General features: G+C 65.1%; 16 protein-coding genes. 9 read left to right on the top strand and 7 right to left on the bottom strand.

The genetic code is table 11. The features are described from left to right. Positions 1-36: 36 nt before the first annotated feature. Both FJ946_RS12110 and FJ946_RS12105 read left to right on the top strand, forming a co-directional pair. On the top strand, positions 37-1,221 hold the full coding sequence (locus tag FJ946_RS12110) for a pyridoxal phosphate-dependent aminotransferase (RefSeq protein WP_140566220.1): 1,185 nt from the start codon (positions 37-39) through the stop codon (positions 1,219-1,221). 148 nt (positions 1,222-1,369) lie between these two features. Continuing rightward, positions 1,370-1,744 (top strand): YciI family protein, encoded by a 375-nt coding sequence (locus FJ946_RS12105; protein ID WP_140566217.1) that lies wholly within the window; start codon positions 1,370-1,372, stop codon positions 1,742-1,744. A gap of 84 nt (positions 1,745-1,828) precedes the next feature. Here the strand turns inward: FJ946_RS12105 and FJ946_RS12100 are convergent, their stop codons facing one another. The 3 genes from FJ946_RS12100 to FJ946_RS12090 form a co-directional block, all read right to left on the bottom strand. Next, a complete protein-coding gene (locus FJ946_RS12100; protein ID WP_140566214.1) occupies positions 1,829-2,581 on the bottom strand; it encodes an SDR family oxidoreductase in 753 nt (250 codons plus the stop codon). A gap of 482 nt (positions 2,582-3,063) precedes the next feature. Continuing rightward, on the bottom strand, positions 3,064-3,804 hold the full coding sequence (locus tag FJ946_RS12095; protein WP_140513669.1) for a tellurite resistance TerB family protein: 741 nt from the start codon (positions 3,802-3,804) through the stop codon (positions 3,064-3,066). Positions 3,805-3,920: 116 nt separating this feature from the next. After that, a complete protein-coding gene (locus tag FJ946_RS12090) occupies positions 3,921-4,850 on the bottom strand; it encodes a rhodanese-related sulfurtransferase (protein ID WP_140566211.1) in 930 nt (309 codons plus the stop codon). Between the two features lie 187 nt (positions 4,851-5,037). On the opposite strand from FJ946_RS12090, the gene FJ946_RS12085 reads away from it, so the two are divergent. Next, complete coding sequence (locus tag FJ946_RS12085) at positions 5,038-5,676, top strand: 2-dehydro-3-deoxy-phosphogluconate aldolase (RefSeq protein WP_140566208.1); 639 nt, start codon at positions 5,038-5,040, stop codon at positions 5,674-5,676. Positions 5,677-5,688: 12 nt separating this feature from the next. On the opposite strand, the gene FJ946_RS12080 is transcribed toward FJ946_RS12085, so the two are convergent. Further along, positions 5,689-6,447 carry an SDR family NAD(P)-dependent oxidoreductase gene (locus FJ946_RS12080; RefSeq protein WP_140566205.1) on the bottom strand — a complete coding sequence of 253 codons (759 nt, stop codon included), beginning with the start codon at positions 6,445-6,447 and terminating at the stop codon, positions 5,689-5,691. A gap of 219 nt (positions 6,448-6,666) precedes the next feature. Here FJ946_RS12080 and FJ946_RS12075 point away from each other — a divergent pair, with 219 nt between their 5' ends. Continuing rightward, positions 6,667-7,560 carry an AraC family transcriptional regulator gene (locus FJ946_RS12075; protein ID WP_140556570.1) on the top strand — a complete coding sequence of 298 codons (894 nt, stop codon included), beginning with the start codon at positions 6,667-6,669 and terminating at the stop codon, positions 7,558-7,560. Between the two features lie 86 nt (positions 7,561-7,646). Here FJ946_RS12075 and FJ946_RS30750 read toward each other — a convergent pair whose 3' ends face one another. From FJ946_RS30750 to FJ946_RS12065, 3 genes are all read right to left on the bottom strand, one after another. Beyond that, positions 7,647-7,823: a hypothetical protein gene (locus tag FJ946_RS30750; protein ID WP_181165230.1), complete on the bottom strand. Its 177-nt coding sequence runs from the start codon at positions 7,821-7,823 to the stop codon at positions 7,647-7,649. A 195-nt stretch (positions 7,824-8,018) separates the two neighbouring features. Beyond that, a complete protein-coding gene (locus FJ946_RS12070; RefSeq protein ID WP_181167712.1) occupies positions 8,019-9,842 on the bottom strand; it encodes a DUF882 domain-containing protein in 1,824 nt (607 codons plus the stop codon). 469 nt (positions 9,843-10,311) lie between these two features. After that, entirely contained in the window at positions 10,312-11,847 is a 1,536-nt protein-coding gene (locus FJ946_RS12065) for a sigma-54 dependent transcriptional regulator (RefSeq protein WP_140566199.1), read from the bottom strand. 168 nt (positions 11,848-12,015) lie between these two features. On the opposite strand from FJ946_RS12065, the gene FJ946_RS12060 reads away from it, so the two are divergent. From FJ946_RS12060 to FJ946_RS12040, 5 genes are all read left to right on the top strand, one after another. After that, positions 12,016-13,854 carry a M3 family oligoendopeptidase gene (locus FJ946_RS12060; protein ID WP_181165232.1) on the top strand — a complete coding sequence of 613 codons (1,839 nt, stop codon included), beginning with the start codon at positions 12,016-12,018 and terminating at the stop codon, positions 13,852-13,854. A gap of 376 nt (positions 13,855-14,230) precedes the next feature. Continuing rightward, entirely contained in the window at positions 14,231-14,956 is a 726-nt protein-coding gene (locus FJ946_RS12055; protein ID WP_140566196.1) for a proton-conducting membrane transporter, read from the top strand. Between the two features lie 205 nt (positions 14,957-15,161). Beyond that, positions 15,162-16,307: an aminodeoxychorismate synthase component I gene (locus FJ946_RS12050; RefSeq protein WP_140513676.1), complete on the top strand. Its 1,146-nt coding sequence runs from the start codon at positions 15,162-15,164 to the stop codon at positions 16,305-16,307. Next, complete coding sequence (locus FJ946_RS12045; RefSeq protein ID WP_140560309.1) at positions 16,256-16,918, top strand: aminotransferase class IV family protein; 663 nt, start codon at positions 16,256-16,258, stop codon at positions 16,916-16,918. The genes FJ946_RS12050 and FJ946_RS12045 overlap by 52 nt, the downstream gene beginning before the upstream one ends. A 3-nt stretch (positions 16,919-16,921) precedes the next feature. Next, positions 16,922-17,845, top strand: a complete 924-nt coding sequence (locus FJ946_RS12040) for a DUF3445 domain-containing protein (protein ID WP_140522392.1) — start codon at positions 16,922-16,924, stop codon at positions 17,843-17,845. Positions 17,846-17,869: the final 24 nt, after the last annotated feature.

Genomic DNA, 17,869 nt, shown 5'->3' with positions numbered 1-17,869 from the left:
CGCAACCGCATAGCAAGAACCACACGGACGGGAAAAATGCTCCACACGATTTCGGCCTTCGATCGTCTCGGCGAGGAAAACGCCTTCGCCGTGCTCGCGAGGGCCACGGCACTCGCCCAGCAAGGCCGCGACATCGTCAATCTCGGCATCGGCCAGCCCGACTTCAAGACGCCGCAGCACATTGTCGAGGCGGCGATCAAGGCGCTGCGCGACGGCCACCACGGCTACACGCCGGCGAACGGCCTGTTGGCGACGCGCGAGGCGGTGGTGCGCCGCACGCTGACCACGACCGGGGTCGAGGTATCGCCCGAGGCGGTGATGATCCTGCCCGGCGGCAAGCCGACCATGTTCGCCGCCATCCTGATGTTCGGCGAGCCCGGCGCCGAGATCCTCTATCCCGATCCCGGCTTTCCCATCTATCGCTCTATGATCGAGTTCACCGGTGCGGCACCCATCCCCGTGCCGATGCGCGAGGAGAACGGCTTTGCCTTCTCGGCCGAGGAGACGCTGGCGCTGATCACCTCTAAGACGCGGCTCCTGATCCTCAACTCGCCGGCCAACCCGACCGGCGGCGTCACACCGCGCGCCGAGATCGAGAAGTTGGTCAAGGGACTGGAGGCACATCCGCGGGTGGCCATCCTTTCCGACGAAATCTACGACGTGATGACCTATGATGGCGAAAAACACTGCTCGCTGCTCGAGTTTCCCGAAATCCGCGACCGGCTGATCGTGCTCAACGGCTGGTCGAAGACCTGGGCGATGACCGGTTGGCGCATGGGCTGGTCGATCTGGCCGAACGGCGACAAGGGTGCCCATCTCTACGACAAAGTGCGCAAACTGGCGGTCAATTGCTGGTCCTGCGTCAACGCGCCGAGCCAGTTTGCCGGCATCGCGGCCATCGACGGGCCACAGGACGACGTCGACAAGATGATGCGCGCCTTCGACCGCCGCAGGAAGATCGTGGTCGAGGGACTGAACGCCCTGCCAAAAATATCCTGCATCACGCCCAAGGGCGCCTTCTATGCCTTCCCCAACGTGTCGAAGACCGGCTGGAAGGCGAAGCAACTGGCCTCGGCCCTGCTTGACGACGCCGGCGTGGCACTGATCGGCGGCCCCGATTTCGGCATTCTCGGCGAGGGCTATGTCAGGCTCTCCTACGCCAATTCCGAGGAGAACATTTTGCGCGCGCTGGACAGGATCGGAGCGTTCCTGGCCAAGTGAGGCCTCCGGCGTTCGCCGCGAGCCCGCATCGATTGCCGCTGGCGGCATGGCAATGTCATGATGCGTCGGGAGGCGCATGGCCAAAGACTGTGCCTGCGTGCGGGGAGCCGCTACGATCGTTGGATCAGGATCGAAATGGGGTGCCTCGATGTTTTATGCAATTCTTGCCTATCACGTGGAAGACGCGATCAAGGCACTGACGCCGCAGGAAGATGCGGCACTGATGACCGACCTGCTCAATATCCACGACGGGCTCTATGCGAACGGCAGCCTCGGCCCCTCGGCGCGGCTTGGAGCGACCCAGTCGGCCTGCACCTTGCGCGGACCCGGCGACGGGATCGTCATCGACGGCCCCTTCGCCGAGACCAAGGAACAGCTTCTCGGCCTCTATGTCGTCGATTGCGCCAAGCGCGATGACGCGATCGCCATCGCGCGCGATCTGCGCCGCGTCAACCCGACCGCCGTCTACGAGATCCGCCCGATCGCGCTCTATCTGCCGGGCGTGGCGCTGGCAGGCACCTAAAGCAACTCCAGAAAGCGCGTAGAGGTTTCCCGGGAAAAGCGCGTAGCGCTTTCCCTTGGGAATTGCGCAAAAATAAAGGCTTGGTCAGCCTCTGCCCACGAACGGCATCTTGGTCGCCATCACGGTCATGAACAGCACATTGGCCTCGAGCGGCAGGCTGGCCATGTGGACGACGGCGTCGGCCACGTGCTGGACGTCCATCACCGCTTCGGCGGCAATGGAGCCGTTGGCCTGTGGCACGCCGACCGTCATCGGTTGCGCCATGTCGGTCAGCGCATTGCCGATGTCGATCTGGCCGCAGGCGATGTCGTAGGGGCGGCCGTCGAGCGCCAGCGTCTTGGTCAGCCCGGTGATGGCATGCTTGGTCGCGGTATAGGGCACCGATCCCGGGCGCGGCGCGTAGGCCGAGATGGAGCCGTTGTTGATGATGCGGCCGCCCATCGGTTTCTGCTTGCGCATGGCGCGGAAGGCCGCGCGGGCGCACAGGAACGAACCGGTGAGATTTACGCCCACAATATCGTTCCACACCTCGACCGGGATCTCGTCGATCGGCGCCGACTTGTAGCCCATGCCGGCATTGTTGAAGAGCAGGTCGACGCGGCCGAACGCCTCCGCCACCGTCTCGAACAAATCATCGACCTCGCCGGGCTTGCTGATGTCGCAGGCGACAGCCAGTGCCTTGGCATCCGTCTGCCCGGCCGCGGCGATCGCCTCGTCCAGCAGCGCCTTCCGGCGTCCGCAGAACACGGTGTTCCAGCCGGCTTTGAGCAGCGCGGTGGCGACGCTCTTGCCGATGCCCGTGCCGGCGCCGGTGACGATGGCGGTTTTTTCGGTCATGGCAGATATCCTCCGGCTGCGCCGCGTTTTGCTCGACTGATTTTCAGGTGGTCCAGGGACAAAAGGCATCGCAAATGACGGCGGCGATGGCAAGCGGGACACTGGTATCCAGGGCAACGAATCCAAGCTGACAGGTCTCTTCGGGCCTTCGACCCCGCGCTGTCGAGGGAGCATTGAACGGAAAACCCGCCTGCGGCGAGTCCCTGGCGCAACTCAGCACCATAACCAAATATCTACCATAGTTGCCGTCACCCCGTCAAGGAAAAAATTCCTATCAAGGGTTCGGAGCCTGGCCGGGTACCGAAAAGCGCAATTCGTTTTTGGGAGAAGCACGGAGGGCCGACAAAAAGGGCGGTCATTGGCGACCGCCCTGATCTGGACCGGACTTGGGAGGAGGAAAGCCGATCCGACTGTCTAGAATCATGCGCTTCCTGGGTTAACGAGAGGTTAACGCCACGAAGGCCCGCCTGTTCCGTTTTGGCCTACCAGCGTGGATTGGGTGAGGTCCCGGCCTTGGCAGCCGGCACTTTGACCGCCGAAACCGTTGCCTCGACATGGTCGATCAGCGCATCCGGCAGGCCGAGCCGGCCCGCGAGCAGATCGAGATAGCCGCGCTCGGCGCGTGTGTCGGGATCGATTGTAAGGCGCGACGCGGTGTAGAGCTCAAGCTTCTGCGCGTCGGTCTTGGCGCCGGCCACCAGCGTGTCGAGGTCGAGCGGGTTCTCCAGCTCCGCCATCAGGAATTTTTCCGCATCGGAACCGATCCCCGCGAGGCTCAGCTTGCCGGCGATCTTCTTGCGCTCCTCATCGTCGACATGGCCGTCGGCCTTGGCCGCCGAGATCATCGCCCGCACCAGGGTCAGCGTGAATTCGTCCTCGCCCTGCGGCGCTTGCGACGGGTGGAACGCAGTGTCCTTCGGCGGCGGCAGCAATTCCGGTTCGCCGGCCGCCGGCGCCTGCTCGGGTGCATTGCCGGCCTTGTAGTTCTGGTAGGCCTTGTAGGCGAGGCCACCGATCGCTGCCAACCCACCGAGCTTGACGGCGGCACCGGTGACCTGGCGCCCGGCGCCGGTTCCAAGCAGCACCGCGGCCAGCGCGCCCGCCGCAAGAGGATTGTCCTTGGCCATCTGCACCGCCTGTCCGGCCTTGTCGCGGACCGTGCCGCCGGTGCCGGGAATCTGCGAGCCGAGCAGATCGTCGAGAAGCTTCTTGGGATCGAACATCAATGCCTCCAGGATTGCCCGGCCGAACGGGCAGGTTTCGAACGCCGAAGACGTAGGTCCCTAAACCTGGCATTGCAATGACGGGCGGCCGCTTTGCCCCGGCCCAGGCGCCTTGATCAGGACCCGATATGCGGTCCCCTGCCCCGCGCCTGCGCCAGCTCGACCTGCCGCTGGCGCTCGGCATAGCGCTGGCGGTCGTCGTCCGACCGAGCGTCGAAACAATGCGGGCAAGAAACGCCGGCGGCAAATTTCGGCGATGTCAGCTCGTCCAAGGTCAGCGGATGGCGGCAGGCGCGGCACAGCTTGGCGTCGCCCTCGGCGAGGCCGTGCGACACCGAAACCCGTTCGTCGAAGACGAAGCATTCGCCTTGCCACAGGCTTTCCTCGGCCGGCACTTCTTCGAGATATTTCAGGATGCCGCCCTTGAGATGGAACACCTCCTCAAGGCCGAGCGACCTGACATAGGCCGTCGCCTTTTCGCAACGTATGCCGCCGGTGCAGAACATGGCGATCTTGCGGCCTTCCAGCTCCGCGCGGTGCTCTTCCACCCAGGCCGGGAATTCGCGAAAGCTCGCGGTCGCCGGATCGATGGCGCCCTTGAAGGTGCCGATCGACACTTCGTAGGCGTTGCGCGTGTCGATGACGATCGTGTCGGGTTGCGAAATCAGCGCGTTCCAGTCGGCCGGCGCGACATAGGTGCCGGCACTCTTCGCCGGGTCAATGTCTTCGACACCCATGGTGACGATCTCGCGTTTCAGCCGCACCTTCATGCGGTGGAAGGGCATTTGCGCGGCGCTGCTGTATTTCACCTCGAGGCCGGACAGCCCGTCGATGGCTTCGAGATGTTCGATCAGTTCGGCAATCGCCGCATCGCTGCCGGCGACCGTGCCGTTGATGCCTTCATGCGCCAGAAGCAGCGTACCCCTGATGCCGCGCCCACAGCAGAAGGCAGCCAGCGGCGCCCGCAGCGCCTGGAAGGCGTCGAGCCGGGCAAATTTGTAGAGCGCGGCGACGCGGACAGGCTGGGATGGCGCGGACGGTGTCATTGCCAGAGCAACTAGACGCTCGTAAAAGCCGTTTCAAGGTGAAACGGGTTGGACGGCCTGCCATGGCCCTGTTCCGGAAGAGCCCGTAAGCTACCCGGCGTGCGTGACATCACGACACGCCCGGTTGCGTGGACAGGAAAATACCCGTCTGCTAATCGGTTGAATTGACAACGATATGGAGAAGAAGATGCCCAGCAAGACCGAAAAACTCCTGTCGTTGCTCAACGGTCAGCCGGTCATCCCGGTGTTGAAGATCGCTGATGTTGCCAATGCGGTGCCGTTGGCCCGCGCCCTGGCGCGCGGCGGCCTGCCGGCGATCGAGATCACGCTCAGGACCGCGGATGCGCTGGAAGCGATCCGGCGCGTGGCCGGCGAGGTCGAGGAAGCCATCGTCGGTGCCGGCACCATTCTGGATGCCCGCCAGTTCGATGAGGCGGCCGCCGCCGGCTCGCAATTCATCGTCAGCCCGGGCATAACCCGCGAGCTTCTGGCAGGCGCCGCCGACAGCGAGGTTCCGCTGCTGCCCGGCGCCATCACCCCCGGCGAGATCATGGCCGCGCGCGAAGCCGGGCTGCGCTTCCTGAAGTTCTTCCCGGCCGAGCAGTCCGGCGGCATCGCCTCGCTGAAGGCATTCGCCTCGCCGCTCGCCGACGTGAAATTCTGCCCGACCGGCGGTATCACCGGCAAGAACGCGGCCGACTATCTCAGCCTGCCCAATGTCATCTGCGTCGGCGGCTCCTGGGTCGCCCCCGACGACATGGTCAAGGCCGGCAGGTGGGACGAAATCGAAGCTCTCGCACGCGCCGCGAGCAAGCTCGCCGGATAAGCGCTTTCGCGTTCACCAGCGCAGCGGGCCATTCTCGTCGAAATAGCCGGCGGTCGGACCATCGGCATCGAGCGTCGCCAGGCGCACGATGATCTCGGCTGCCTGCTGCACCGTGCGACCGCCCCTGTGCCCGTTGAGATCGGTCGCGGTGTAGCCGGGAGCAGCGGCATTCACCTTGATGCCGCGCGGCGCGAGCTCCCTGGCGAACGCCACCGTGATGGCGTTGAGCGCCGTCTTGGAGCTGCCATAGCCCATTATGTTGGGCGACTGGTTTTCGCCTGTTGCGTCCTGCGCGCGGGCGATCGAGCCGATATAGCTGCTCACCATGACGATGCGGCCGGCGGGCGATGCCAGCAGAAGCGGCAGGAATGCCTGGGTGACGCGGACCGGGCCGAAGACGTTGACATCATAGGTGGCCTTGATGTCGGCGATATTCTCCCGGCTCGGCGGCAACTCATACCGCCCGTTCGAGCCGAGCGCGTCGACATATCCAGGAGCAATGCCGGCATTGTTGACCAGCACGTCGAGGCTGGCTACCCGCGCCGCGACGGTCCTGGCGGCGGCCGCCACGCTTTCGTCATCGACGACGTCGAGTTCGAGCCACTCGACGTCGAGCCCTTCGCTGCGCAGCGCCTGTGCCGCTGCGGTGCCGCGTGCGGCGTCGCGGGCGCCGAGCCAGACCTTGAATCCCGTTGCCGCCAGGCGCCGTGCGGTCTCCAGGCCGATGCCCTTGTTGGCGCCGGTCACCAGTGCGCGCTTCGATGTCGTCATATCCAAATCTCCTTTGTGGAGGCCTGACGCCTGTCGCCTGGAAGTGGCCCGGTCCGGGAGAACGACATGCATAAAACAAAGGCCCAAGACGCGTCGCCAAACGCGACGCGCCTTAGAGATGGCGGATTGCGGCCCGCCTCGCGCGCCGAAAACTCTCTTGCTCTTGCCTGATCCTCTCACCTGGTTGCGCGGCCCACGCGGATCGGCAATGCTGAAACGATGAGAGAGGCGCTGCTGGAATTGATCGCCATCGCCGGCCGCCATGCGCATGGGCGGCGGACAAGGACGGCGATCCCTCGCGTTACGATCGGCCGCAGCGAGGTCCCGACGCCGCCGATGCCCGAGCTTTGTCAGCCGACGGCGCTGTTCGTGCTGCAAGGCACGAAATCGGTGCTGATCGGCGAGCGCACGCTTCGTTATCAAGCCGGCAGCTATTTCGTCTACGCGGTCGAGACACCCGCCACCAGCCAGCTGATCGAGGCGAGTATCGCGCATCCCTATGTGGCCATCGGTTTCGCCCTCGATGTCAAGGCGATCGCAGCCCTGCTCATCGAGCACGAGCCGGCCGTCGGTGGCGACGATTTCATGACCTACCTGGCCAATGACGACCTGCTCGACGCGTGGCGCCGGATGCTGCGGCTGCTCGACAGGCCCGCCGAGATTCCCGTGCTCGCTCCCCTGCTCGAGCGCGAGATATTGTTTCGCCTGTTGCAAGGCCCGCAAGGCGCGAAGTTGCGCCAGCTCGCCGGCGCCGACAGCCGCTTGTCACAGATCCGCCGGGCGACCGCCTGGATCCGGGCTCACTATGACGAGCCTATCGAGGTGCGGCGGTTGGCCGAGCTCGCCAATATGAGCAGCGCTGCGTTTCATCGCCACTTCAAGGCGGCGACGGCGATGAGCCCGATCCAGTACCAGAAGCAGGTCCGCCTGCTGGAGGCCCGCCACCTGCTGCTGGCCCAGCCGGGAAACGCCGCGCGGGTTGCCTTTACCGTGGGCTATGAAAGCGCTTCGCAGTTCAGCCGGGAGTATGCGCGTCAGTTCGGGTTGCCGCCTGCACGCGATGCCGCGCGGCTTCTGGCGCGGGGCGAAGCGGCCGCGCTGGACATCGACTGAACCATCCCGGGCGGCACGAAAAAGCCCGGCCGGCTTGCGCCGATCGGGCTAGTCTGGTGCCATGATAGTCAGTGGTGTCTTGGCGGTCAGTTGCAGACCCTGACCTTCTCGACCGCCTTGTGGCGATGCTTCCAATGCGTGACCATCTTGGTCCGGCAGTGATGCTTGCCATTTTTGATGATCACGGTTTCGGCTTGCGAGGGAGCAAAAGCCGCCGATGCCGCCACCAGCGCCAGGACGGATGCCAACAGGATCTTCTTCATGAATATTCCCGGGGTTGGAACGCAGCCATTCTAGCCGGGAAACAGGCAGCTTTTACCTTTTCACGAGAAGTTCAGGCACCCGTGATCCCGCGGGGCCGGGGCCGGCTTCATGCATGCCGGTTGTGCCCGCACACAGCCGGCTGACAACGAAAAGCCGCGCCGGTTGCCCGGCGCGGCTTTCGGAATGCCCGGTCTTTACTTCGTCTGGAAGCGCGCGACGGACAGGAATTTTACGGCATTGCCGGTGAAACGGTTGGCATCCGCCATCTGGTCGCCCTGCTGGAAGCCGGCCGTGTAGACCTCGCTCGGCGGCGTGTGGACCACGTTGTAGGCGTAGCCCGGCGCCGTCGTGGCGCTCGAAACCGTCGCGACATTCTCGCCGCTGGTCAGCGCCCAGCGGGCGGCCTGCGGTGCGGCGGCAACCACGATGGCCTTGGGACCGGGTTTCAGGTCGCGGGCGGTGGCTCTGGCCTCCTTGCGGGTCGTCTTCACGCCGGCGCCGATCGCGGCGACCGGATCGGAACCGGCAGCGCGGGCGACGACGGCCTCGCGCGGCGATGCGGCATCGACGCCGGACGGGTCGTTGAAAGCCGAACGAGGCTCGGACAACGACGCAACCCGATAATAGTCAGCCTGCACGGGAAGCGCCTCGGCCTCGTCGAGCACGGCCTTGACCGCATCGGGCTTGACCGCATCGGGCTTGGCCGCATCGATATTGGTCATATCCGGCCGCGCGCTCGGCAGCACCGAGAAGGCATCGGTCGCGGTCTTGCCACGCTCGGCCGTCTCGGCCAGCGCCATCAGCACATCCTTGCTGGGCGCAGGCGCCAGCACCGCCGGCAACGTGTGTTCGGGGCGCCATGTCGGCAAAGGTATGTTGTTGGCGGCAACCTGCGCTGCATCGGCGGCGACCGCCGAGGGATCAGCCTTGCCGAAAGGCATATTCGCCGGCGTCTGCACGGTTGCCACGGTCTGTTCGGTGCTGGCCGTCGCATCCGCCATGCCGAAGGGAACATTTTCAGGCGGCTGCGCGCCGACATCGACTTTCGGCCGCGGCGCGAAATCGGGCAGCGGGATGCTGCGTGCCGGCAACGCCGCGATGATCGTCTCGGGCGTATCCTTTTCCGGCTCCGGGGCCTCCTCGGCGACCTGCGGGATCTCGGCGCGCTTGGCGTTCTCGGGCGCCACGATCGCGATCCCCGGCAGGGTGTCGCTCTTGGCGGTGCTCGCCGGTGCCGGCTTCACGCTTCTCGGCTTGGGCGCCGGCTCCGCGGATGCGACATCGGCGCTGTCGTCGGCCTCGTCGTCGCCGCCGCCGAAAAAGGCAGCCAGCAGTCCGCCGGACCTCTTGGAACCGCCGCCGGCGCTGGCCAGCTCGATGGCGGCGCCGCCGGAACCCTTGCGTGCCTTGTATGAGGCAAGCGCCTGCTCAAAGCCGGGCAGCGGCCGGCCGTCGCTCGGCACGTGCAGCGTCTTGCCGTTCGGGAACAGGCTCACCAGCTCCTGTCGGCTGATGCCGGGCCAATGGCGCACATTGCCGACGTCCATGTGGACGAACGGCGAACCGGATCTCGGATAGTAGCCGACGCCGCCGCCCTGCATCTTGAGCCCGATATTGCGCAGCTTCTTCAGCGGCACGCCCGGAATGTAGAAGTCCATCGCCTTGCCGAGCATGTGCTGGCTCTTCTCGGCGACGCCCTTGCTGCGGCTGCGCAGCATCGAGTTCGTCGACGGCGAGCGATAGCCGCAAACCACCTGGATATAGTCGGTGGCGCCGCTTTCCCGATAGGCTTCCCAGACCAGGTCCAGCAGGCGCGGGTCCATCTTGGTCGGCTCGTTGCGGCGCCAGTCGCGCAGGATGATGTTGATCTTCCTCAGCCCGGCCTGATCGTAACGGCCGTTGCGCTTGTAGACGATCTCCGCCTTCTCGTGCGTGTGGAGGTGGTAGAGCTTCAGAGAACGGACTTCGGCGCTGGCGCCGGTTGCGGCAGCGGCAAGAAAACCAAATGCGACAATCATGGCCGCCAGCCACTTCGGCCAGACGCTCAAATGATAGTGCCGCCCGTTTGTGTGTCGTTCGATTCTGTTCAAATCAAAAGGCCTTGCAGGCTGCCGTTTGTCCCCGGATTTGCCCAAACGGACGTGTCGTTGTCACATCCGAATATCGATCCTAATGGTTAATCATCGCTTATTGAAGCCGAAATGCGGTAAGACCGTGGCGATATCCCGCCAAAAATTGTCCACAAGGTTTCTTGGTAAACCGCTGGTTTAGATCATGATTCCTCGTTTGGCCGAAACACGATCTGTTACCGTTAGCCTTAATGCGTGAACGGGACCGTCGGGGACGTCGCCATCGGCGCGCCACACTCCGGTCCAGTCAATGCACCGGCGACATGATGGCAGCGCAAGCTGGTCCCGGCCTTGCGTGACCGCACTCGGGCCGACCGCTCTCAGGCCGAACATCGGGCGGCTGTGCGCGATAGCGCCCTCAGGAAGCGAGCCGGTCGAGCCTGCCGGTTTCCGGATCGATGCCGTATTCCTTGAGCTTGCGGTAAAGCGTCGAGCGGCCGATGCCGAGGCGGCGGGCGACTTCGCTCATCTGGCCGTTGTAGTGATCGATGGCGAGCTTGATCATCTCCAGTTCGACATCCGCCAGCGCGCGCACATTGCCGCGCTCGTCGAGCGCGCGCAGCGTGCCGAAGCGTGGCTGAAGCCGCGTCGGCGATTCGGGTTCGGCAACCGAAACGCCCTCGCCGGCCAGCGCCGGCTCATCGCGCGGTTCTACGGCCAAAGCCGGGCCGGTCGGCGCGATGTCCACATCGAGACGGACCGTGCCCTCCACCTGGGCGCGGATTTGCGGGAAATCCTCGACGCCGAGCACATCGCCTTCGCACAGCACCGAGGCGCGGAAGACGGCATTTTCCAGCTGCCGGATGTTGCCGGGCCAGTCATAGGCCTGGAGCACGGCGAGCGCCGCCGCCGAAATGCCCCGCAGGCGATGGCGCGGGTCTGCCGGAGCCACCTTCTCCATGAAATGTGCGACCAGATCGGGAATGTCGTCGCGGCGGTCGCGCAAGGGCGGCACATAGATCGGATAGACGTTGAGCCGGTAGAACAGGTCCTCGCGGAACTTGCCGTCCTTGACCTGCTGCAGGAGATTGCGGTGCGTCGCCGAAATCAGCCTGATGTCGACCCGGACCGTGGCGCGGCCGCCGACCGGATCGACCTCGCCATCCTGGACGGCGCGCAGCAGCTTGACCTGCACGTCGAGCGGCAGGTCGCCTATCTCGTCCAGAAACAGCGTGCCCGAATGCGCTTCGACGAATTTGCCGGTGTGCTTCTCCGTGGCTCCGGTGAACGAGCCCTTCTCATGGCCGAACAGGATCGATTCGACCAGATTGTCGGGAATGGCGCCGCAATTGACGGTGACGAAAGGTTTCGAGCGGCGGTCGCCGCTGCCTTGTATGGCGCGCGCCACCAGTTCCTTGCCGACGCCGGATTCGCCCTCGATCAGGATCGGGATGTTGGATGCCGCCGCTTTCTGGCCGAGGCGGATCACCTTGTCCATGGCGGGACTGTGCGTGATCATGTCCCTGAAGGTCAGCAGCCCGCCGCGCCGGCGCGACGTGCGCTTGACCTCGCCTTCGACAGCCTCAACCTTGAGCGCGTTGGCGATCGAGGCCTGCAGCCTGTCGGGAGAGGCCGGCTTGACGACGAAGTCGAAGGCGCCGTGGCGCATCGCCGAAACCACGGTCTCGATGCCGCCCTGGGCGGTCTGCACGATGACCGGGATGGTGATGCCGCGCTCGCGCATCGCCTTGAGCACGCCGATGCCATCGAGATCGGGCATGACCAGGTCAAGGATGACCACCGACACGTCGCGGGCGCCGGGTCCGTCGAGGGCGTCGAGGCCGGCAGCGCCCCCGTCGACCACGATTGCGGTGTGGCCGAACCGCGTCACCGCCGCCTCGAGCAGCCGGCGCTGCACGGGATCGTCATCGACTATGAGTATGGAACCTGTCATGACTGTCTTGAGCCGCCCGCCTGATATCCCCATGGACCATCTTGGCACAGGGTTCTAAATAAGGTTTCAAAAAACCCGGTGAACGAATTCCTTAGGATTTGACCGGCTTCTCCGTTCTCCTTGATTCTGGCCCTGGGCCGGCCACTCGATTCAAAGAAGGTATTGTCGATGCGCGTGATGTTTGATCGGCGGCCTGCGGCGCCAGCTTCCGGTCAGGGCGCCGCCGAGCTTGGCGATCTGCCGGAATGGAATCTTGCCGACCTCTATGCGGGCATGGAGGCGCCGGAGCTGAAGCGCGACATCGCCAAAGCCGCCGCCGATGCGGTCGCCTTCGAGAGCCGCTGGAAGGGCACGCTGTCCGCCGAGGCCGAGCGCGGCAGCGCAGGCAGGCTGGGCGAAGCGCTTGTCGCCTATGAGGCCCTGGAAGAGCTGATCGGCCGTATCGTCTCCTATGCCGGCCTCATCTACGCCGGCAACACCGCCGATCCGCAGCGCGCCAAGCTCTATGGCGACATCCAGGAGAAGATGACCGACGCCAGCGCGCATCTTCTGTTCTTCGCGCTCGAACTGAACCTGATCGACGACGCGGCGATCGAGGGCGCGCTCGCCGCCGACCCCGCCTTCGGTCACTACCGGCCCTGGGTGCTCGATCTGCGCCTGGACAAGCCCTATCAGCTCGAGGATCGCGTCGAGCAGCTCTTCCACGAAAAATCGATCACCGGGCGCGGTGCCTGGAACCGGCTGTTCGACGAGACGATGACGGACTTGCGCTTCGACGTCGACGGCGAGGAGCTGACGTTGGAACCGGCCCTGAACCGATTGCAGGATGCCGACGGCGAGGTGCGGCGCCGCGCCTCCGAGGCGCTCGCCCAGACCTTCCGGAGGAATTTGCGCACCTTCACGCTGGTCACCAACACGCTGGCCAAGGACAAGGAAATCTCGGACCGCTGGCGCGGCTTCGAGGACATCGCCGATTCACGCCATCTCGCCAACCGCGTCGAGCGCGGTGTGGTCGATGCGCTGGCTTCGGCGGTGCGCGAGGCCTATCCGCGCCTGTCACACCGCTATTACCGGATGAAGGCGCGCTGGCTGGGCATGGAGGTGATGAACCACTGGGACCGCAACGCGCCGCTGCCGGAGACGCCGCAGGCGGTGATCGGCTGGGACGAGGCCAGGAACACGGTGCTGTCCGCCTATCAGCGCTTCTCGCCCGAGATGGCCGAGATCGCGCGGACTTTCTTCGACCGCAACTGGATCGACGCGCCGGTGCGCCCAGGCAAATCCCCCGGCGCCTTCGCCCATCCGACCGTGCCTTCGGCGCACCCCTACGTGCTGCTCAACTACATGGGCAAGCCGCGCGATGTGATGACGCTGGCGCATGAGCTTGGCCATGGCGTGCACCAGGTGCTGGCCGGCGGCCAGGGCGCGCTGATGGCCTCGACGCCGCTGACGCTGGCCGAGACGGCGTCCGTTTTCGGCGAGATGCTGACCTTCCGCTCGTTGCTCGAGCAGACCACCGACAGGCGCGAGCGCAAGGCCATGCTCGCCCAGAAGGTCGAGGACATGATCAACACGGTCGTGCGCCAGATCGCCTTCTACGAGTTCGAGCGCAAGGTGCATGCGGAGCGCCGCAACGGCGAACTGACATCCGACAGGCTCGGCCAATTCTGGCTGGAGGTGCAGGCGGAAAGTCTGGGCCCGGCGATAAAGTTGCGCGACGGCTACGAAGTGTTCTGGACCTACATCCCGCACTTCATCCATTCGCCCTTCTACGTCTACGCCTATGCGTTCGGCGACTGTCTGGTGAACTCGCTCTACGCGGTCTACCAGAACGCCGAGCGCGGCTTCCAGGACAAGTATTTCGAGATGCTGCGCGCCGGCGGCACCAAGCATCATTCGCAGCTTCTGGCGCCTTTCGGCCTCGATGCCACCGATCCCGCCTTCTGGCAGATCGGGCTTGGCGTGATCAGCGGCTTGATCGACGAGCTGGAAGCGCTCGACAACTGAGGCGTCTTCTGTACGTCGTCCCCACCTGCTCAGAACAGTTTAGCCGGAATGCATATTGGGCCCACACTATTCTTGGTCTAAATATCTGTTCTTGAATAACTCTCTTTCGTAGTTTTCCCATAGCTTTCCGTAAGCTCTATGATAGCCTCCCCGCCAAGCTCAGCCGGAGCATACGGGTCGGGCGGGGAAGTCTCAGCCGACCGCGGCGTTCCGGTGCACGCGACGACGGCCATTGGCCATGGCTTGCAAAGCCGACGCCGACGGCTCGACTGAGGCCGGCTGTTCGGCAGGCGGTCGAACCATCATCGAGTAGTCCTTCGCCGAAGGTCATTAAGTCCAATGCCGCGGCAGACGGATCTGACTGGAGAGAGAGACAATGGGCACTTTTTTCTACATGCTCCTGGCGTTCCTTGTGGGTGTGCTGGTTGGCTGGTTCATCTGGGGACGCCTGCGCGGTGAGTTCGACAGCTTGCGCGGCGACCTCGACCGCACACGCAGCGAGCGCGACCGGCTGCGGGCCGACAGCGATCGCCTGACCGGCGAGTTGGATGCCTGTGGGCGCACCCGCGCCGACCTCGAGCGCCGGCTGCGCGAGGCCTCGACCGGCTCCGGTCCGGCAAAAGCGGCGACCCCGGCGCCGGCCGCCTTGATGTCGACGCCCACCCCTGCCAAATCCGCTCCGGCGGCCAAGCCGGCGCCCAGGAAGCCGGCTGCGGCCAAGGCCGCTTCCAGCGCCGCGAAGACCGGCGCGCCGAAGGCCGCTGCCGCCAAGGCGGCACCCAAGGCCAGCGCGGCGCCCAGGAAGGCGGCACCGGCGAAGGCCGCGCCGGCCAAGGTGGCTTCCGGCAAACCCGACAATCTGCGCCGGCTGATCGGTATCGGCCCGGTCAACGAGAAGCTGCTCAGGGCACAAGGCGTCACCAGCTTTGCCCAGATCGCCGCCTGGACAGCCGCTGATATCAAGCGGATCGAGGACGTCATGAATTTCGACGGCCGTATCGCGCGCGAGCGCTGGATCGAGCAAGCCAAGCTGCTCGCCGCCGGCAACGAGGCGGAATTCGCCAGGCAGTTTCCGTCGGCCGGAACCGCCAGCAACACCTGAGCGACAGGGCAGATCCGACGATTGCGGCCGGCGGCGCGAACGAAGCGTCGCCGGTTTGTTTTTGGCCGCAGGTCTGTCCACAGGTCGGGCCAAAGGTGGGGCCAGAGGTCGGCTTTAAGTGGCAAGGTGCCGCTCCCTCGATTGCGCGCGGCTGGCCCCCCATATAGAGCCATCATTGGCTTCATCGATCCACGCGCCGAGTTCCATGCCCCTGCCCGCCGCAATTTTCCGCAATGACGAAAGCGCGCGCCAGCTCGTTTTCGATCGACCGGACGACATCATCACGGCGCACGAGGCCCGGGATTTCTCGGCCGCGCTGCAGGCGGCCCAGGCCGCGCATGACGCCGGCAAATGGCTTGCCGGCTATTTCTCATACGAGGCGGGCTACCTGCTGGAGCCGAAGCTGGTTCCGTTGCTGCCGGCCGGGCGCCGCGCCCCGCTGGTCTGCCTGGGCGTCTTTGACGCGCCGGTGCAAGAGCCGGTGCCGCCCCGCAAGGCGGCGGCGACCAACGGCCCGATCTTCGATGCAAGGGCGACATGGTCGTTCGAGGACTACGAGAAGCGGTTCTCGCGGCTGCACCGGCACATCAGGCAAGGCGACTGCTACCAGGGCAACCTGACCTTTCCGGTGCATGCGCAATGGTCGGGCGATCCGCTCGCCGCCTTCGACGCGCTGACCGAACGCCAGCCGGTGAAATATGGTGCCCTGGTTTCGCTTGGCGATCCGGTCGTGCTGTCGCGCTCACCCGAACTGTTCTTCGAGATCGACGCGCAGGGCATGGTCGAGACGCATCCGATGAAGGGCACGGCGCCGCGTGGTGCGACGGAAGCCGACGACGAGCGCCAGAAAACCTTCCTGCGCAATGACGAGAAGAACCAGGCCGAGAACCGGATGATCGTCGACCTGCTTCGCAACGACATCTCGCTGATCAGCGAGGTCGGTACGCTGGAAGTGCCAGAGCTGTTCCGCATCGAGACCTATCCGACCGTCCACCAGATGGTAAGCGACGTCAGGGCGAAGCTGCTGCCGGGCCTCACGATCCGCCAGATTTTTGCAGCGCTGTTTCCCTGCGGCTCCATTACCGGCGCGCCGAAAATCCGCGCCATGGAGATCCTGCATGACCTTGAAGGCACGCCCCGCGATGTCTATTGCGGCGCCATCGGCTGGATCGCGCCCGGCGGCACGATGCGCTTTTCCGTGGCGATCCGCACAATCTCGCTCTTTCCCGGCGGCGAGGCCGTCTACAATGTCGGCGGCGGCATCGTCTTCGATTCAACCGCGCAGGAGGAGTATCAGGAGTGTCTCTTGAAAGCCCGCTTCGCGACGGGAACGCCGCCGGTTTCGAATTGATCGAGACCATGCGCTGGGAGCCGCCCATGGGCTTCCTGCGCTTCGAGCGGCATCTCGCGCGCCTCTATGGTTCGGCGGCCGAACTCGGTTTTGCCTGCGACCCGCAAAGGATCGGCGACGTGTTGGGCAAGGCTGTCGATGGCGCGCGCAACGCCTTGCGCACGCGCCTGGCTTTGGCGCGCAGTGGCGACGCGGCCGCCTCGGTCCAGCCCTATGAGCAGCTCGCCGCCGATAAGGTCTGGACGCTGCGGCTGGCGCGCACGAGGCTCGATTCGAACGATATGCTGCTGCGCCACAAGACCAGCCGCCGGCAGGTCTACACGCATGCCCGCGCCGAATATCTCATCACCCAGGCCGACGAAGTGCTGTTGGTCAACGAGCGTGGCGAGATGTGCGAGGGCACCATCACCAATGTCTTCGCCGATTTCGGCGACGGCATGCTTTTGACGCCCCGCCTCGATTGCGGGCTGCTGCCTGGCGTATTGCGCGGCGCGTTTCTGGATGAAGGCCGCGCCCGCGAGGCGATCTACAGCTTTGACGACTTGAAATCCGCCAGGGCGCTCTATGTCGGCAATTCGCTGCGCGGCTTGATCCCGGCAAAACTGATCTGAAGCATGACATCCCTGCCCACCCACACGCCATATGATGGCTCGTCCAAGCTGTTTACCATCGGGCTGAAGCCGCTTGCCCTGGCCGACTGGATCGAAGTCGACGAACATCTCCTGCCGTTCCTCGCCGAGAAGCAGCGGCTCTATGCCGAAATGCCCGGCACCGTGTTCGTCGAGGAAGACGGCACGCGCGATGCCCAGCGCGAAGTGCTCGACCTGCTCGAAGCGCACTTGCCGCGGGCATTTCCCGAGACCCATCGGCGTGCCAGTGGTGGGGTCGAGGTGATCGGCGCCGCCGGCAATCCCGAGGGCGACTTCGCCAAGGCGCCGCTTGTCGCGGCCTCGCTGCTCGTCCAGGAAGACCTGATCCTGATGCGCCGCGGCGAAGACGGCTGGCGGCTCGCCGCCGGCTCGCTCTGCTTTCCCTCGTCCTGGTCGCTGCTCGAAAAATTCGGCAAGCCGTTGCAGCAGATCCATGCGCCTGTGCCGGGTTTTGGCCCTGGCACGCGGCCGGCCGAGCTGATCAACCGCATGTTCGACGGCCTCCAGGGCCAGGCCGTGGAGCGCTACAACTGGTCGATTCAATCGGGCGATGCGCTCTACCACCCGCTGTCCAATGTCGAGCGAATCGAGCGCGCCGCCAGCCGCCCGTCGCGATTTGCCGATGGCGACGCCAATGCCCACGCCTTCATCCGCGTCGAGCGGCAGACGCTTCGAAAACTGCCCGTCTCGGGCGACATCCTGTTCACCATCCGCATTCATCTCGACCCGCTGGCGGCGTTGGCGCATCACCCCGACCGGGCGACGCTGGCTCCGGCTTTCGCTGCCCAACTCGAAGCGCTCGACATCGCCCAGCTCGATTACAAGGGCTTGACATCAGACCGCGACCGGCTGGTCGGCGTCCTTAACCAAATGGCGAACGCCGCCTGACCGGCGGTTGGCGCTTTTCACTGG

Origin of the sequence: Mesorhizobium sp. B2-4-7, from assembly GCF_006442685.1 — a bacterium.
Classification (GTDB): domain Bacteria; phylum Pseudomonadota; class Alphaproteobacteria; order Rhizobiales; family Rhizobiaceae; genus Mesorhizobium.
Note: the sequence above shows the minus strand (reverse complement) of the source record. Positions and strands in the feature narration are given on the sequence as shown.

Excerpts from the sequence above, each read along its gene's own strand:
- FJ946_RS12110 (WP_140566220.1), top strand. The coding sequence starts at position 37 with ATGCTCCACACGATTTCGGCCTTCGATCGTCTCGGCGAGGAAAACGCC.
- FJ946_RS12105 (WP_140566217.1), top strand. The coding sequence starts at position 1,370 with ATGTTTTATGCAATTCTTGCCTATCACGTGGAAGACGCGATCAAGGCA.
- FJ946_RS12100 (WP_140566214.1), bottom strand. The coding sequence starts at position 2,581 with ATGACCGAAAAAACCGCCATCGTCACCGGCGCCGGCACGGGCATCGGC.
- FJ946_RS12095 (WP_140513669.1), bottom strand. The coding sequence starts at position 3,804 with ATGTTCGATCCCAAGAAGCTTCTCGACGATCTGCTCGGCTCGCAGATT.
- FJ946_RS12090 (WP_140566211.1), bottom strand. The coding sequence starts at position 4,850 with ATGACACCGTCCGCGCCATCCCAGCCTGTCCGCGTCGCCGCGCTCTAC.
- FJ946_RS12085 (WP_140566208.1), top strand. The coding sequence starts at position 5,038 with ATGCCCAGCAAGACCGAAAAACTCCTGTCGTTGCTCAACGGTCAGCCG.
- FJ946_RS12080 (WP_140566205.1), bottom strand. The coding sequence starts at position 6,447 with ATGACGACATCGAAGCGCGCACTGGTGACCGGCGCCAACAAGGGCATC.
- FJ946_RS12075 (WP_140556570.1), top strand. The coding sequence starts at position 6,667 with ATGAGAGAGGCGCTGCTGGAATTGATCGCCATCGCCGGCCGCCATGCG.
- FJ946_RS30750 (WP_181165230.1), bottom strand. The coding sequence starts at position 7,823 with ATGAAGAAGATCCTGTTGGCATCCGTCCTGGCGCTGGTGGCGGCATCG.
- FJ946_RS12070 (WP_181167712.1), bottom strand. The coding sequence starts at position 9,842 with ATGATTGTCGCATTTGGTTTTCTTGCCGCTGCCGCAACCGGCGCCAGC.
- FJ946_RS12065 (WP_140566199.1), bottom strand. The coding sequence starts at position 11,847 with ATGACAGGTTCCATACTCATAGTCGATGACGATCCCGTGCAGCGCCGG.
- FJ946_RS12060 (WP_181165232.1), top strand. The coding sequence starts at position 12,016 with ATGCGCGTGATGTTTGATCGGCGGCCTGCGGCGCCAGCTTCCGGTCAG.
- FJ946_RS12055 (WP_140566196.1), top strand. The coding sequence starts at position 14,231 with ATGGGCACTTTTTTCTACATGCTCCTGGCGTTCCTTGTGGGTGTGCTG.
- FJ946_RS12050 (WP_140513676.1), top strand. The coding sequence starts at position 15,162 with ATGCCCCTGCCCGCCGCAATTTTCCGCAATGACGAAAGCGCGCGCCAG.
- FJ946_RS12040 (WP_140522392.1), top strand. The coding sequence starts at position 16,922 with ATGACATCCCTGCCCACCCACACGCCATATGATGGCTCGTCCAAGCTG.